We start from the raw sequence: 14210 nt of genomic DNA, 5'->3' as shown, positions 1-14210 counted from the left end.
AGCCACAAAAAAACCGCCACTGGCGGTTTTTTTGTACATGAACATTATTCAATGGATCCATTGAATACAATCAAAAACAGACTCAACCTAATAAACCATGCCGTTATAGCCTAATTACTGGCATTAATGGCATCGAGCAAGGTTGACTTGCGGCATTCGATTGTCGCCTAATGGATCCATCAAAACAAAAAAAGCGCTTACCTGGAGAATTTTCATGTACCCAAAAAACACATGGTACGTCGCCTGCACCCCCGATGAAATTGCACAAGGACCCCTCGGACGGCAGATCTGCGGCGAAAAAATCGTTTTCTATCGCGGCCAGGAAAACCAGGTGGCAGCGGTCGAGGACTTTTGCCCGCACCGCGGCGCGCCGCTCTCATTGGGCTATGTCGAAAACGGCAACCTGGTGTGCGGCTATCACGGCCTGGTCATGGGTTGCGACGGAAAAACTGTCGAAATGCCAGGGCAACGGGTACGCGGCTTCCCTTGCAACAAGACATTCGCGGTGGTCGAGCGTTACGGTTTTATCTGGGTCTGGCCTGGAGAACAGGACAAAGCCGACCCGACGCTGATCCACCACCTGGAGTGGGCCGTGAGCGATCAATGGGCGTACGGCGGCGGTCTGTTCCACATCGGCTGCGACTATCGCCTGATGATCGACAACCTCATGGATCTGACGCACGAGACCTACGTACATGCGTCCAGCATCGGCCAGAAAGAAATCGATGAGGCCGCCCCGACCACGACGGTCGAGGGCGATGAAGTGGTTACCGCACGCCACATGGAAAACATCATGGCACCGCCGTTCTGGCGCATGGCCTTGCGCGGCAATAATCTGGCCGACGATGTGCCGGTGGACCGCTGGCAAATCTGCCGTTTCTCACCACCCAGTCACGTACTGATCGAAGTGGGTGTCGCCCATGCCGGCAAAGGCGGCTACCACGCTGACGCCGAGTTCAAAGCTTCAAGCATCGTGGTCGACTTCATCACCCCGGAAACCGACACCTCCATCTGGTACTTCTGGGGCATGGCGCGCAACTTCAATCCTCAGGATGAAGCACTCACCGCGACCATTCGCGAGGGTCAGGGGAAGATTTTCAGCGAAGACCTGGAGATGCTCGAACGCCAGCAGCAAAACCTGCTGGACCACCCCCAGCGCAACGTGCTCAAGCTCAATATCGATGCGGGCGGCGTGCAGTCGCGCCGCGTCCTGGATCGAATCATCGTCAGCGAGCGAACCCCCGAGCCGCAATTGATCGCCACCGCTCAATAGCCTGGCCAAGGCACACCATGCCGTGCCCGCCCCTTGCGCAGCACAATTTCAAAATAACCAGAAGTGACCACTGTGGTGGCAACGCTCCGAGGATGAAGCATGATCGATGTGGTGGTGGTATCGCGCAAAAACGAAGCTCAGGACATCTGCAGCTATGAATTGGCCCGCGTCGATGACAGCGCACTGCCCGGCTTCAGTGCCGGCGCGCACATTGATGTGCACCTGCCCGGCGGACTCATCCGCCAATACTCCTTGTGCAATCACCCCGAAGAGCGCCACCGTTACCTGATCGGCGTGTTCAAGGATCCGGCCTCGCGTGGCGGCTCACAATGCCTGCACGAACAGATCAACACCGGGGATCGCCTGCGCATCAGCGAGCCACGCAATCTGTTTCCGCTGGCACACCAGGCCAGGCGCAGCCTGTTGTTTGCCGGCGGCATCGGTATCACGCCGATCCTGTGCATGGCTGAACGTCTTGCCCACAGCGACGCGGACTTCGAAATGCATTACTGCGCACGCTCGAGCGAGCGTGCGGCCTTTGTCGAACGAATCAAGAACTCGTCTTTCGCCGACCGGGTATTTCTGCATTTCGATGAGCAACCCGAGACAGCGCTGAACGCGGCCAGGGTATTGGCCCAGCCGGAAGAAAACGTTCATCTGTATGTTTGCGGTCCGGGCGGTTTTATGCAGCACGTGCTGGACAGCGCCAGGGCTCAAGGCTGGCAGGAAGACTCGCTGCACCGCGAATACTTTGCCGCCACGCCAACTGACACCCGTAACGACGGGAGCTTTTCGGTCAAGGTTGGCAGCACTGGCCAGGTCTTCGAAATCCCGGCCGACAAGACCGTGGTTCAAGTACTGGAAAGCCATGGCATCGATATCGCCATGTCCTGCGAACAGGGTATTTGCGGCACGTGCCTGACCAGGGTACTGGAGGGCGTGCCGGATCACCGCGACCTGTTCCTCACCGAAAATGAGCAGGCACTTAATGATCAGTTCACACCGTGCTGCTCACGCTCGAAATCACCGTTGCTGGTGCTGGACCTCTGAAAAGGCCGAACCTCACTCAGAGCGGTGAATGACCTTCATCCGCTCATTGGCTGTCGCAGAACCAAATATCTCGGCATAGCGCAGGGTAGCGTTGGCGTGTTCGCGCATGATCGCTTCGGCGCGGGCACCCTGGCGATTGATCAAGGCATCGAAGACGGCATGATGTTGCATGTGGGCGTAGTTGAAACGCCGATACTCGCGGGCCATGTCATTGCGATCCACCGCCAGCGCGGTCACCGAAGCAAACGGCAAGTGGTCATTGCGCGCCAGCGCATCGGCGATGGCCGGGTTGTGGCTGCCTTCGACGATCACCTGATGGAAGCGCATGTTGAGGTCATGGTAGACCTCCAGATCGTCTTCTGTGACATAGCCCTTGTCGAACAACTCGTCACCTTGCAGCAGGCATAGCTCCAGGATCGCGCGCCCCTCTGCCGAGAGTCCGCGCTCGGCAGTCTGACGGGCCGCCAGGCCTTCGAGCACTCCACGCACTTCAACGGCACCGGCAATGTCATCAGCACTGACCGAGCGCACCTGAAACCCTCGACCGCCGAACCGCACCAACAACCCTTCCTGTTCGAGGGTTCGAAAAGCCATACGCACCGGCATCCGAGACACCCCGAACAGCTCCGCCGTGGGAATTTCCATCAGTCGTTCGCCAGCAGCCAGCTCGCCCGAGGCGATCATCTTGCGCAGCGCTACCAGCACCAACTGACCGGGCTTACTCATCCAGGCAACTTCCAGAAAACGTGGGCGGCCATAGTAACGCAAGCCTTGCACAAGCTGGAGATCAACTCGCACAGCAGCAAATACGCAAAAAAGAGGCTAGCGGTTTCCAGTTTGCCTGCGCGCAAGAGGCGATAGGGCTCAGTCGCGGTACTGCGGGTTCTCGATCAACACGGCCATGCCCTGCCCGCCACCGACACAGGCAGCGGCGATTCCGTAGCGCAGATTCTGCTCGCGCAACTGTCGGGCCAAGGTCATCACCAGCCGCAGGCCGGTGGCGGCCAATGGATGGCCGAGGGCGATGGAACCGCCTCGGCGGTTGAGCTTATTGGTGTCCATCTCCAGCGCCTGGGCCACTGCCAGCACCTGCGCGCCCTGCGCCTCATTGATTTCAAACAGGGCAATATCGTCCTGCACCATCCCGCTGCGTTGCAGCAGCAGCTGGATCGCCGGCACCGGGCCGATCCCCATGAACTCCGGGGCCACGCCAACCACCGCCGTCGCCAGCAGGTCTGCCAGTGCCGGTCGCGTACCCGTCGATGCGCGACCGACCAGCACCGCCGCCGCGCCATCCACCACGGCGCAGCTGTTGCCGGCGGTTTGCACGCCCCTCGCATGAATCGCCCGCAACTTCGCCAACGCGAGTAAATCAGTGGGCCGAATGTGGCTGTCGAGGGTGGCTGCGTCTACCCGACGCGGCAGCGTAATGCCCCTTGGCTGATAGCCGTCCAGCTCGAACGACTCGTTGCGCACTGCGACGATTTCATCGGCGAACCAGCCAGAGGTCTGCGCTTGCAACGCTTGCTCATGGCTGTTGAGGGCATAGGTATCCACCGCTTCGCGACTCAGGCCATGACGCTTGGCAAGGTTTTCCGCCGTGGCAATCATGTCCAGCCCCGGTGCCGGGTCGTACAGCGCCTCCCAGAGGAAATCCTTGAAATCCACCGACGCACCGAGACGAAATCCGCCTCGATGGGTGTAGGCAGCAATCGGGTTGCGCGACATGGATTCGGCGCCCACACACAGCGCCAGTTCTGCGCCGTCGCGAAGTTGCTCACCAGCCTGGCGCAGCAACTCGAAGCCGGTGGCGCAGATGCGCTGCACCGCCAGCGCCGGCACCTGTTGCGGCACACCGCTGTAAAGACCGATGTGGCGTGGCAGCAAGTAGGCATCGAAGCTGGCCTGGGCCATGGAGCCCGCCAGCACCGTGTCGACTGTCCGTGGATCGAGCCCGGCACGGGCCAGCACTTCACGACCGACCTTGATGCCCAGATCGATGGGCGATACCTGGGCCAGCGCACCGCCAATGTCAATCCAGGGCGTGCGCACGGCCTCAAGAATCGCCGCATCGGTGAAGGCCGAATACTGCCCTGCGTAATTCAAGACCGTGGACCGGCGCGCAGGATCGAGAGGTCTTCGCCGCGATACAGCGCCTCGACCTTGGCTGCACGCCATTGCAAGACCGCCCGCTGGTTGATCGAGCCTTTGTCGGTGATTTCACCGCGATCGATAGACGCGGCCTCGTCGAGCAGCGCGATCCACTCCAGTCGACTGGCATTACCGGTGGCGTCGCGGTTGAGCCGTTGCAGCCAATCACCGAACCACTGACGCACCGGCACGCTGGCCAGGACCTCGGCATCGCTGGCGTCCGGACTCAAACCGGCCAGACGTCGGCATTCGTACAGCCGAGGAAAGACCAGCGCACCCAGGCATTCGCGGTCGGGCGCGGCCACCACCATATCCTGAACATAAGGCGAACCTTCAAGCACCGCGCGATTGCGCAACGGACCGACGCTGACAAACACGCCGGAGCTGAGTTTGAAGTCCTCGGCAATGCGCCCGTCGAACATCAGCCCCAGTTGTGGATCACGGGCATCGGCCAGTTTCAGCGCGTCGCCGGAACAGTAGAAACCTTGTTCGTCGAACACCTCGGCGGTCTGCTGCGGCGCACGCCAATAACCGGGCATGATGTGCGGCCCGCGAAAACGCCCCTCCAGCTTGCCGTCCACCGGCACCAGCCGCACTTCACAACCGGGAGCCGGCAGGCCGATATAACCGGCCATGGACAGTGGCCCGGTGGTGAACGTGCAGGACGGTGCCGCCTCGGTCATGCCGAGCCCGGCCATCATGCGAATGCGTTCGCCACAATGCTGTTCGGCGACCCGGTCCAGGCGATCCCAAACCCTTTGGGATAAACCGGCAGCGGCGAAAAAGAACAGCTTCATGCGCGAGAAGAAACGTTCGCGCAACTCACTGTCCTGCTCCAGGGCGTTGACCAGCTCTTCCCAGCCCTTGGGCACGGTCAGGTAGGCGGTAGGCGATACCTCTTTGAGGTTGCGCAGTGTTTCGGCAAAACCCTGGGCGGTCGGCTTGCCATCGTCCAGGTAAAAAGTGCCGCCGTTGTACAGCACGATGCCGACGTTGTGGCTGCCGCCGAAGGTGTGATTCCACGGCAACCAATCCACCAGCACCGGTGGTTCTTCGCCGAATACCGGGAAGGTCTGCAACAGCATCTGTTGGTTGGCGCAGAGCATGCGCTGGGTGGTGACCACCGCCTTGGGCAGCTTGGTGGAGCCGGAGGTAAACAGAAACTTGGCGATGCTGTCCGGCCCGGTCGCCGTGAAGGCGCAATCGGCCTCGGCACCGCCAGGTTGCTCCAGCAGGCTGGCAAAGCTCACCTGACTCCGGCCCGGTATTTGGCCATGCACGGTGATCAGCGACGTTTGCGCCGGCAGCACCGCATCGATCGCCCGCTGATAGGTCGAGGCGTCGCTGACGAACACCAGGCCCGGTTGCAGCAGGTCGCAGACATGCCGCAACTTGGCGAAATCCTGAGACAACAACGAATAGGCCGGTGAGATCGGGCTATAGGGAATGCCGGCGTACATGGCGCCCAGAGCAATTTGCAGATGCTCGATGTCGTTGCCCGAGAGGATCGCCAGCGGTCGCTCGGCCGAAAGACCGTAACTCAGCAGGCGTTGGGCAATGGCGCGGACGCTGGTCAGCATCTCGGCGTAACTCACCCGGCGCCAGTCGCCGCCGTCCTGGCGAGCAGCGATAAAGGTCTGTTGCGGGCGCACCTGGGCCCAATGCACCAGGCGATCCAGCAAGCGTGCGGGCAACTCAGCCAAAGGCTCCAGGGAGCGCATGTGCAGGATGCCCTGCTCTTCGCTGACCTCGACCGCAGGACGGCCGATGGATACGTGGCGATAGCGCGGCGCACGGGCTTCGTTCTGGGGTGGCGATTTGAATTCGGAACTCACGTGCTTGTTCTCCATCAAGGCACACCACGGCTCGCAGAAATGCGTTCACCGGGGCATGGCAGCCTGCGACTGCAGCCTCGTTATTGTTATGTCTGGCCTGCACGCGGGCGACGATCGCTCTCAAGCGTTCGTCGCCCGACGGTGCGACGGCTGCTCAGATCGGGTAGTGCCGCGGTCCGTTCTGCAAGGTCACCCAACGTAATTGAGTGAAGTGCTCGATGGACGCCTTGCCGCCAAAACTGCCATAGCCGCTGGACTTGACTCCGCCGAAGGGCATCTGCGCCTCGTCGTGCACGGTCGGGCCGTTGATATGGCAGATACCCGATTCGACCCGCTGAGCCAAGGCCAGAGCACGGCTGGTGTCGCGACTGAAGATCGCCGCCGACAAGCCGAATTCGGAGTCGTTGGCCAAGCGCAACAGCTCTTCATCGCCCTCGCCTCGTAGCACCACCGCCACCGGGCCAAAGGATTCTTCGCGGTACAGACGCATGGCATCGTTGACGCCGTCGAGCAAGGTCGGCTGCAGAATGCTGCCCTCCAGCTGACCACCCGCAACCAGGGTTGCGCCCTTATCGAGGGCATCGTCGATCAACAGTTTGATGCGTTCACCGGCATTGCTGTCCACCAGAGAACCGAGGACCGAACCTTCGGCATTGGGATTGCCCGCGGGCAAGGTGGCGATCTTAGCCGCCAGCCTGACGACAAAGTCATCGGCCACTTTGGCATCGACGATCAGGCGCTCGGTGGACATGCAAATCTGCCCCTGATTAAAGAAGGCGCCAAACGCCGCCGCCTCCACCGCTGCATCCAGGTCGGCATCCTCCAGCACCAGGAACGGCGCCTTGCCTCCCAGCTCCAGCAACGCCGGTTTGAGATGACGCGCCGACAGTTCGCCGACGATGCGCCCGACATGGGTCGAACCGGTGAAGTTGACTCGACGCACCGCCGGGTTGGCGATCAGCCGCTCGACAATCGCCGCGGCATCCTGGGGCGCATTGCTGATGACGTTTAACACGCCATCACCGAGCCCGGCGTCTTGCAACACCTGACCGATCAGCCGGTGCACCGCCGGGCTCAGTTCCGACGCCTTGAGCACCACGGTGTTGCCGCAAGCCAACGGCATGGCGATGGCGCGAGTGGCGAGGATCACCGGCGCGTTCCAGGGCGCGATGCCCAGCACCACGCCGCAGGGTTGACGCAGGGCCATCGCGAAGCTGCCGGGCACATCCGAGGGAATGATTTCGCCGTTGATCTGGGTGGTCATGCACGCGGCTTCGCGCAGCATGTTGGACGCCAGGTGCACATTGAAACCGTACCAGTTGGCCATGGCGCCGGTCTCGCCGGCGGCGGCGATGAACTCCGCGCTACGGGCCTGCAACTGCTCAGCCGCGCGCAGCAACCGGGTACGTCGTTCGTTGGGGGCCAAGGCCGCCCAGGCGGGGAATGCCGCTTTGGCCGCGGCGACCGCAGCATCGGCATCTTCCAGGGTGGCGGCGGCAACGCGCGACACCACTTCACCGGTCACCGGATTACGCCGTTCGAAAGTTCGACCGTCTCGGGCGGGGCACGACTGGCCGCCAATCAGCAGGGGCACGTCCAGCATGGTGATTCCTCTTTATTGTCTTTATCGGGAATACGTTCGAGGGGTTCACAGTAGCGCCGAGGCGCCGGGGCGAACAGCTGGCGGACGCTCGATCGCCCGGCCAGCTCGCCTTGATTTCAACGCCGCAATTCAGCGCTTGTAGGTCTGCAAACCGGGCTTGATGCTCTTGTCGTCGAGGAACTGCTTCATGCCCTGCTCGCGGCCACCTTCGGTGTCCAGCAGGCGCGACTGATCGAGCTTGGCGTACAGGTAATCTTCGTTCTGCTCCCAGGTGAGTTCACGGCAACGCTTGAAGCCATGCTTGGCCGCGCGCAGCACCACCGGGTTCTTCTCCAACAGATTACGCGCCAGTTCGATTGTCACGTCACGCAGTTGCGCCAGGGGCACGCTCTCGTTGACCAGGCCCATCTCGGCGGCTTTTTGCCCATCAAAGGTCTTGCCGGTCATGATGTAGTACAGCGACTGGCGATGGCCCACGGTGTCGGCCATGGCTTTGCTCACTAGGTTGCCCGGCGGAATGCCCCAGTTGATTTCCGACAGGCCGAAGGTCGCTTCATCGGCGCAGATCGCCAGATCACAGGCCACCAGTGGGCTGAAACCGCCACCAAAGCACCAGCCGTTGACCATGGCGATGGTCGGCTTGGCGTACATGCGCAGCAGTTTCCATTGCCATTGAGAGGCTTCGCGGCGGATTTTTTCCTGAAGGATTTCCGGGCCGGCGTCCACTTCACGGAAGTATTCCTTGAGGTCCATGCCTGCGGTCCAGGCTTCGCCCGCACCGGTCAGCACCAGTACGCCCGCGTCCGGATCCTGCTCCAGGGTTTCCAGAACATCGATCATCTCGCGGTTCAGGGTCGGGCTCATGGCGTTGCGTTTTTCTGGGCGGTTGAGGATGACCCACGCGATGCCTTCCTCGATTTCCACTTTGACCGTTGTCCAGCGACCTTCGTAATTGCTCATGGTGATGCTCTCTTGTTCTTGGCTTGACGATGGGTAAAAACTAAACCGGCAAACTAGTTATGTCAATTAACTATTAATTGAATTAACAAAATATTTTTCGCCATCGATCTCCATGGAAAGGCGACGTGTTAGGCTCCTGACGTAGCTATTCCAGTTCAACCTCGTCAAACTAGATATCTTTATTAACCTGAAACCCGAGGGATATTCCCGCAATGGCCAAGTCGTCCAAAAATGTCGCTGCCCCAGAAGCCCTGGCCGACAACGCTGAAATTCAGGCGCCGATGGACTCCGCATTGGACGATCTGATCGGTTACGCCATGCGCCGGGCCCAGTTGAAACTGTTCCAGAATCTGATCAGCCGACTTGCGGCCCACGACTTGCGGCCCGCGCAGTTCTCGGCGCTGGCGATTATCGAGCAGCACCCCGGGCTGATGCAGTCCGACCTGGCTAAAGCCCTGGCTATCGAACCGCCCCAAGTGGTGCCGCTGCTTAACAAACTCGAAGAGCGCGCGCTCGCGGTACGGGTACGCTGCAAACCGGACAAACGCTCCTATGGGATATTCCTCAGCAAGACCGGCGAGACGCTACTCAAGGAGTTGAAGCTGATTGCCGCCGAGAGCGACATGGATGCCACGTCCGCTCTCGACAGCCAGGAACGCGAAGAACTGCTCAGGTTGCTGAAAAAGGTCTATCAAGCCTGAAACGCGAACGCCGGCGCGCTCATGGGGAACGGCCGGATTCATTACAAGTGAAACGGCTTACCAGATCGGCACGGTGTAGAGCACCAGAAAGCGCGTCTGGTTTTCATCGCGAAACGCCGCGCCGGCGGGGAAGTCGTTGCGATAGATCGACTTGCGCGCCATCAGCCCGACATTCTTCAGCGGACCACTCTGGATCACATACCCCAGCTCCATCTGGAACTCCCGCTCCTTGCGGTCGTCGGCATTCAATGCCGCCAGTTCGATATGGTCACCGCGCACATAACGCAAGCGGCTCTTCAGGCCGGGCACCCCGGCGGCAGCGAAGTCATAGTCGTACATCGCCTGCCAGGTTCGCTCCTTGGCATTGAGAAAATCCGAACTCATGGTCAGCTCGCTCATGCCCATCAACTCGGTGCCTGACACATAGGGCGTCGCCGTGTCGCCACTGGCGTGCATATAGCCAAGGCTCAAACGATGGCCGCCAAAGCGATAGCCAAACAGCGCCGAGAGGTTGCGGTTGTCCACTTTGCCGGCCTTCGCGCTGCCGTCTTCATCGCTGAAAAAACTGCGCAGGTCGCTGGTCAGCGTGCCCTCGCCCACCTGCAGTGTGTGCAGCAACGCCAGGGTGTTCTGCTGATACAGGTCCGCCACTTCGGCGTGATACACGCGCAAGCTGAGGTCCTTGTTCACCTGGTAATCGCCGCCGACATAGGCCATGTGCGATGAGGTGGCCGCGCCGTTGAAACGCCGGTTTGGCGAAGCGATGCTCATTGGCTGGTAGTCGGTGGAATCACGCTTGTTGATGCGGTCGATGTAGCCGGTGTTGACGGTCAGTCCGTCGATGTCCTTTGAGCTGAGCGTGGTGCCGCGAAAAGTCTGCGGCAGCAGCCGCGACGGGCTGGCGAAAGCGAATGGCAGGAAAATCGACACGTCGCCGGTCTTCACCGTGGTCTGGGCAACACGCATCTTGGCGGTCATGGCCAGGCGCGAATACTCGTCCGCCGCGCGCTTGTCGCTGCTGGACACCGGCAGTAACTCGGTGCCGCTGCGGTCCGGCGCCGAGTCCAGCTTGACCCCCATCAACCCACGGGCGTCCAGGCCGAAGCCGACGGTCCCCGGGGTAAAGCCCGACTCCACATTCATGATGAAACCCTGAGCCCATTCCCGGGCCGCGGTTTTCGCTCCGTCGTCCTTGTAATCCCGATCCAGGTAGTAATTACGCAAGGTCAAGGTGCCGTGACTGTCATCGATGAAGCCGTCAGCCAGCGCCGATGGCGCAATCAAACTCAGGCCCAGCAAGGCCAGGTGGCGTGCGCGAACAGGTAAGGTTGAATCCGCCGCAAGGACGTCCCAAGGAAGGTTTGGCATGTTCGATGTCCACTTATTGTTGTTGTTTTTTGAACGGGATCGTTGGGGTTATCCCGGAGATCTGCGGCCAGAGAATGGAAACAGCCTGGCATGGCGTCAACCGTAAGTGACCGATAAACGAACATTAATATTGTTATCTATTTTCAGAATTTATCTTTATAGAGATGTCATCTGATTGATTTAAATAGGTTTAATGCTGTTTTTCAGCAAACAATTCTGAGTATTCATTTTTTAGTTATCTTTGTTAATCTTATTTAAGACCTGTCATCGCCTCGTGAGAACAGGCTCGCGCTCATCCGTCAGCACACCAACAAAAACAATAATGAGGTTCGCCATGGACACCCCATCACGTCGTACGACGCTGACCATTGCCCTGTGTTTTATCGTTGCATTGATCGAAGGTTTCGACCTGCAAGCTGCCGGTACTGCCGCCGCGGGCCTGCGCCAGACCTTTGCCCTGGACCCGAAATCGATGGGCTGGGTGTTCAGTGCCGGAATTATCGGCTTGCTGCCCGGCGCCTTTTTCGGCGGCTGGATTGCCGATCGAATCGGCCGCAAGAAAATCCTCATCGCAGCAGTGCTGCTGTTCGGCATTTTCTCCCTCAGCACCGCCTACGTCGGCAGTTTCACTGGCCTGCTACTGGCTCGCTTCATGACTGGCCTGGGCCTGGGCGCCGCCCTGCCCAACCTGATCGCTCTGTGTGCCGAGGCCGTGGGTGAGCAACGTCGCGGCACCGCGATCAGCATCATGTATGCCGGTGTGCCGTTGGGCGGTGCATTGGCGGCGGTGGTCGCCATGCTCTTCACCGAGCATTGGCAGACGACCTTCATCATCGGTGGGCTCGCGCCCTTGCTGGTGGTGCCGCTGATGATCCTGCTGCTGCCCGAGTCCAGCGCCTTTCGCCAGCAACAAGGCACCGTCACCATGGCCCGCACTTCAACCGGCCAGGCGTTATTCGGCGAAGACCGGGCTCGCGTCACCCTGGCGTTGTGGCTCAGCTACTTCTTCACCCTGACCGTGATGTACATGTTGCTCAACTGGCTGCCATCACTGCTGCTGGAACAAGGTTTCAGCAAAGCCGAGGCTGGCCTGGTGCAGATGCTGTTCAACATCGGCGGCGCCCTCGGCTCGCTACTTGGCGGGGTACTGCTGGATCGCTGCAACGGCGTCAAGGTGGTGCTATTCGTATACGCCGCATTGCTGGCAGCGCTGGCCGGGGTCGGCTTGTCGGTGGGCATCGTCCCCATGGCCATCGCCGGGTTTTGCGCGGGTTTGTTTGTGATGGCCGCGCAACTGGTGCTTTACGCCCTGGCACCACCGTCGTACCCGACCTCGGTACGTGCCACCGGCGTCGGCGCCGCGGTAGCCATTGGTCGTCTGGGGTCGGTGGCCGGGCCTTTGGCCGCAGGGCAGATACTGGCGGCCGGTGCCGGCACCACTGGGGTGTTACTGGCAACTTCACCTGGGTTGGTGATTGCAGCACTGGCCATCATCAGCGTGATTGTCCGATCGGCCCCGCAGACTGTGCCCGAGTTTAGAACGGCAACCCCGGTCACGGACAAACGCTGACCGCGCCGCCTGCCGCAAAAACAAGAAAAGAGACCGAGGTCTCTTTTCTTGTTTTCAGCGGCCCGCTACCACACGGCGATATGGGAATCGGCTCGTGGCTCGGTGCCGCCGCACAGGACGCCAGTGTCCGGGTCACGGACAATGATCTGCCCTCGGCCGTAATTGATCAGGTCGCAATCAACCTGAATCTGGTGTCCACGCCGTGCCAGCGAAGCGGCCAAATCCCGAGACGCCCCGTGTTCGATGCCGACTTTCATATCCCCCAACCATTGCCACCGCGGAGCGTCCAGCGCGGCTTGGGGGTTGAGACCGAAATCCACCAGATTCATAACCATCTGCACATGGCCTTGGGGCTGCATGTAGCCACCCATGACGCCGAACGGTCCCACCGGTGCGTCGCCTTTACTGATAAAGCCAGGAATGATGGTGTGAAAGGTTTTTTTGCCCGGTGCCAGGCAGTTGGCGTGGTCAGGGTCGAGACTGAATTCCTGTCCGCGGTTCTGCAAGGCGATGCCGCTGTCTGGCAGTACCACACCGGAGCCAAAACCGTGGTAGTTGCTCTGGATGAAGGACACCATATTGCCCTCCGCATCCGCCGTGGCCAGGTACACCGTGCCGCTAGCGTGGGGATCGCCGGGATTGGGTTCGCGCGCCTGATCAGAGATTTGTTCGCGACGTTGGCTGCTATAGGCATCGCTGAGAAGGTCAGCCACAGCCACACGCATGTGCAGCGGATCGGTGATGTAATGCAGGCCGTCGCTGTAGGCCAGCTTCATGGCTTCCAACTGACGGTGCCAGGTCTGCTGGCTGTCTCGGTGATCGAAGTCAAAGCCCTGAAGGATTTTCAGGGTCATCAGGGCCACCAATCCTTGCCCGCTAGGGGGGATTTCCCACACATCGTAGCCGCGGTAGTTGATGCTGATCGGATCCACCCATTGAGCGCGATAGTCCCGCAGGTCGCTGGCTCGCAGATAGCCGCCGGTGGCGCGGGAATGGGCATCCAGACGCTGAGCCAAATCACCGCGATAGAGGCTTTCGCAAGCGCTGTCCGCCAGTTCTTCCAGCGTTCGGGCTTGCGCCGGGTTGCGGAATAATTCACCAGCCTTTGGCGCACGGCCATCAATCAGGAACGTGTCGAACCAGACGTCGAGCACTGGGTCTCGATGGGGGCCGAATTCATCCAGAGCGGTCTGCCATTGTCGGGCGACCACCGGTGACAGTGGAAAGCCATCCCGGGCCAGACTGATGGCGGGCTGCAGCAACTCGGCAAAGGGCAGCTTGCCGAAACGTTTGGACAGCTCCGCCCAGGCCGAAGGGCAACCCGGCACCGTGACCGGAGTCCAGCCATAAAGCGGCATCTGCTCGTGACCACTCGCTTTGACCGCGTCGATCGTCAGTGCCGCCGGCGCGTGACCGTTGCCGTTGAGTCCATGCAATTGGCCTTTGCTCCAGACCAAGGCAAAGGCGTCGCCACCCAAGCCGCAGCCGGTGGGTTCAACCACCGTCAGAGCCGCCGCCGTGGCGATCGCGGCATCAATGGCATTGCCGCCGTTGCGCATGATTTCGATGCCGGCTTCGGCGGCTAGCGGCTGGGAAGCCGCGACCATTCCACGGCGGGCAAACACACTCTGACGTTGCGACGGATAGGGATATTCGTGGGCAGAGAATTTCAACATGGCAAAAGCTCTTCCAAACAAAG

Annotated in this window: 11 protein-coding genes; 4 read left to right on the top strand and 7 right to left on the bottom strand. The window is 60.6% G+C overall.

What is annotated here, in order from left to right:
- The first annotated feature begins 214 nt into the window (after positions 1 to 214).
- Positions 215 to 1273 (top strand): Rieske 2Fe-2S domain-containing protein, encoded by a 1059-nt coding sequence (locus ACMXYJ_RS16510; RefSeq protein WP_415756008.1) that lies wholly within the window; start codon positions 215 to 217, stop codon positions 1271 to 1273.
- 99 nt (positions 1274 to 1372) lie between these two features.
- The gene (locus ACMXYJ_RS16505; protein WP_415756007.1) at positions 1373 to 2323 is read left to right on the top strand and encodes a PDR/VanB family oxidoreductase; all 951 of its coding nucleotides are present in this window, start codon (positions 1373 to 1375) and stop codon (positions 2321 to 2323) included.
- Between the two features lie 12 nt (positions 2324 to 2335).
- Here the strand turns inward: ACMXYJ_RS16505 and ACMXYJ_RS16500 are convergent, their stop codons facing one another.
- The 5 genes from ACMXYJ_RS16500 to ACMXYJ_RS16480 all read right to left on the bottom strand — a co-directional run bounded on the left by ACMXYJ_RS16500 (position 2336) and on the right by ACMXYJ_RS16480 (position 8872).
- Positions 2336 to 3049, bottom strand: coding sequence for a GntR family transcriptional regulator (locus tag ACMXYJ_RS16500; protein WP_056740094.1), 714 nt, complete (start codon positions 3047 to 3049; stop codon positions 2336 to 2338).
- Positions 3050 to 3187: 138 nt separating this feature from the next.
- The gene (locus ACMXYJ_RS16495; RefSeq protein ID WP_415756006.1) at positions 3188 to 4429 is read right to left on the bottom strand and encodes a thiolase family protein; all 1242 of its coding nucleotides are present in this window, start codon (positions 4427 to 4429) and stop codon (positions 3188 to 3190) included.
- A complete protein-coding gene (locus ACMXYJ_RS16490) occupies positions 4426 to 6309 on the bottom strand; it encodes a feruloyl-CoA synthase (RefSeq protein WP_415756005.1) in 1884 nt (627 codons plus the stop codon). The genes ACMXYJ_RS16495 and ACMXYJ_RS16490 overlap by 4 nt, the downstream gene beginning before the upstream one ends.
- 154 nt (positions 6310 to 6463) lie before the next feature.
- Entirely contained in the window at positions 6464 to 7912 is a 1449-nt protein-coding gene (locus ACMXYJ_RS16485; RefSeq protein ID WP_415756004.1) for an aldehyde dehydrogenase, read from the bottom strand.
- Positions 7913 to 8041: 129 nt separating this feature from the next.
- Entirely contained in the window at positions 8042 to 8872 is an 831-nt protein-coding gene (locus ACMXYJ_RS16480) for a p-hydroxycinnamoyl CoA hydratase/lyase (protein WP_140678313.1), read from the bottom strand.
- A gap of 212 nt (positions 8873 to 9084) precedes the next feature.
- Here ACMXYJ_RS16480 and ACMXYJ_RS16475 point away from each other — a divergent pair, with 212 nt between their 5' ends.
- On the top strand, positions 9085 to 9573 hold the full coding sequence (locus ACMXYJ_RS16475) for a MarR family winged helix-turn-helix transcriptional regulator (RefSeq protein ID WP_415756003.1): 489 nt from the start codon (positions 9085 to 9087) through the stop codon (positions 9571 to 9573).
- A 57-nt stretch (positions 9574 to 9630) separates the two neighbouring features.
- On the opposite strand, the gene ACMXYJ_RS16470 is transcribed toward ACMXYJ_RS16475, so the two are convergent.
- The gene (locus ACMXYJ_RS16470) at positions 9631 to 10941 is read right to left on the bottom strand and encodes an OprD family porin (RefSeq protein ID WP_415756002.1); all 1311 of its coding nucleotides are present in this window, start codon (positions 10939 to 10941) and stop codon (positions 9631 to 9633) included.
- 334 nt (positions 10942 to 11275) lie between these two features.
- Here ACMXYJ_RS16470 and mhpT point away from each other — a divergent pair, with 334 nt between their 5' ends.
- A complete protein-coding gene (gene mhpT / locus ACMXYJ_RS16465; protein WP_415756001.1) occupies positions 11276 to 12511 on the top strand; it encodes a 3-(3-hydroxy-phenyl)propionate transporter MhpT in 1236 nt (411 codons plus the stop codon).
- Positions 12512 to 12576: 65 nt separating this feature from the next.
- Here the strand turns inward: mhpT and ACMXYJ_RS16460 are convergent, their stop codons facing one another.
- Entirely contained in the window at positions 12577 to 14187 is a 1611-nt protein-coding gene (locus ACMXYJ_RS16460; protein ID WP_415756000.1) for a gamma-glutamyltransferase family protein, read from the bottom strand.
- Positions 14188 to 14210: the final 23 nt, after the last annotated feature.

This window comes from Pseudomonas arabinosi, assembly GCF_047758675.1.
GTDB classification, from domain to species: domain Bacteria; phylum Pseudomonadota; class Gammaproteobacteria; order Pseudomonadales; family Pseudomonadaceae; genus Aquipseudomonas; species Aquipseudomonas arabinosi.
Note: the sequence above shows the minus strand (reverse complement) of the source record. Positions and strands in the feature narration are given on the sequence as shown.

What these genes read in the sequence shown, in the direction of transcription:
- ACMXYJ_RS16510 (WP_415756008.1), top strand. Translation starts at nt 215, where the DNA reads ATGTACCCAAAAAACACATGGTACGTCGCCTGCACCCCCGATGAAATT.
- ACMXYJ_RS16505 (WP_415756007.1), top strand. Translation starts at nt 1,373, where the DNA reads ATGATCGATGTGGTGGTGGTATCGCGCAAAAACGAAGCTCAGGACATC.
- ACMXYJ_RS16500 (WP_056740094.1), bottom strand. Translation starts at nt 3,049, where the DNA reads ATGAGTAAGCCCGGTCAGTTGGTGCTGGTAGCGCTGCGCAAGATGATC.
- ACMXYJ_RS16485 (WP_415756004.1), bottom strand. Translation starts at nt 7,912, where the DNA reads ATGCTGGACGTGCCCCTGCTGATTGGCGGCCAGTCGTGCCCCGCCCGA.
- ACMXYJ_RS16480 (WP_140678313.1), bottom strand. Translation starts at nt 8,872, where the DNA reads ATGAGCAATTACGAAGGTCGCTGGACAACGGTCAAAGTGGAAATCGAG.
- ACMXYJ_RS16475 (WP_415756003.1), top strand. Translation starts at nt 9,085, where the DNA reads ATGGCCAAGTCGTCCAAAAATGTCGCTGCCCCAGAAGCCCTGGCCGAC.
- ACMXYJ_RS16470 (WP_415756002.1), bottom strand. Translation starts at nt 10,941, where the DNA reads ATGCCAAACCTTCCTTGGGACGTCCTTGCGGCGGATTCAACCTTACCT.
- mhpT (WP_415756001.1), top strand. Translation starts at nt 11,276, where the DNA reads ATGGACACCCCATCACGTCGTACGACGCTGACCATTGCCCTGTGTTTT.
- ACMXYJ_RS16460 (WP_415756000.1), bottom strand. Translation starts at nt 14,187, where the DNA reads ATGTTGAAATTCTCTGCCCACGAATATCCCTATCCGTCGCAACGTCAG.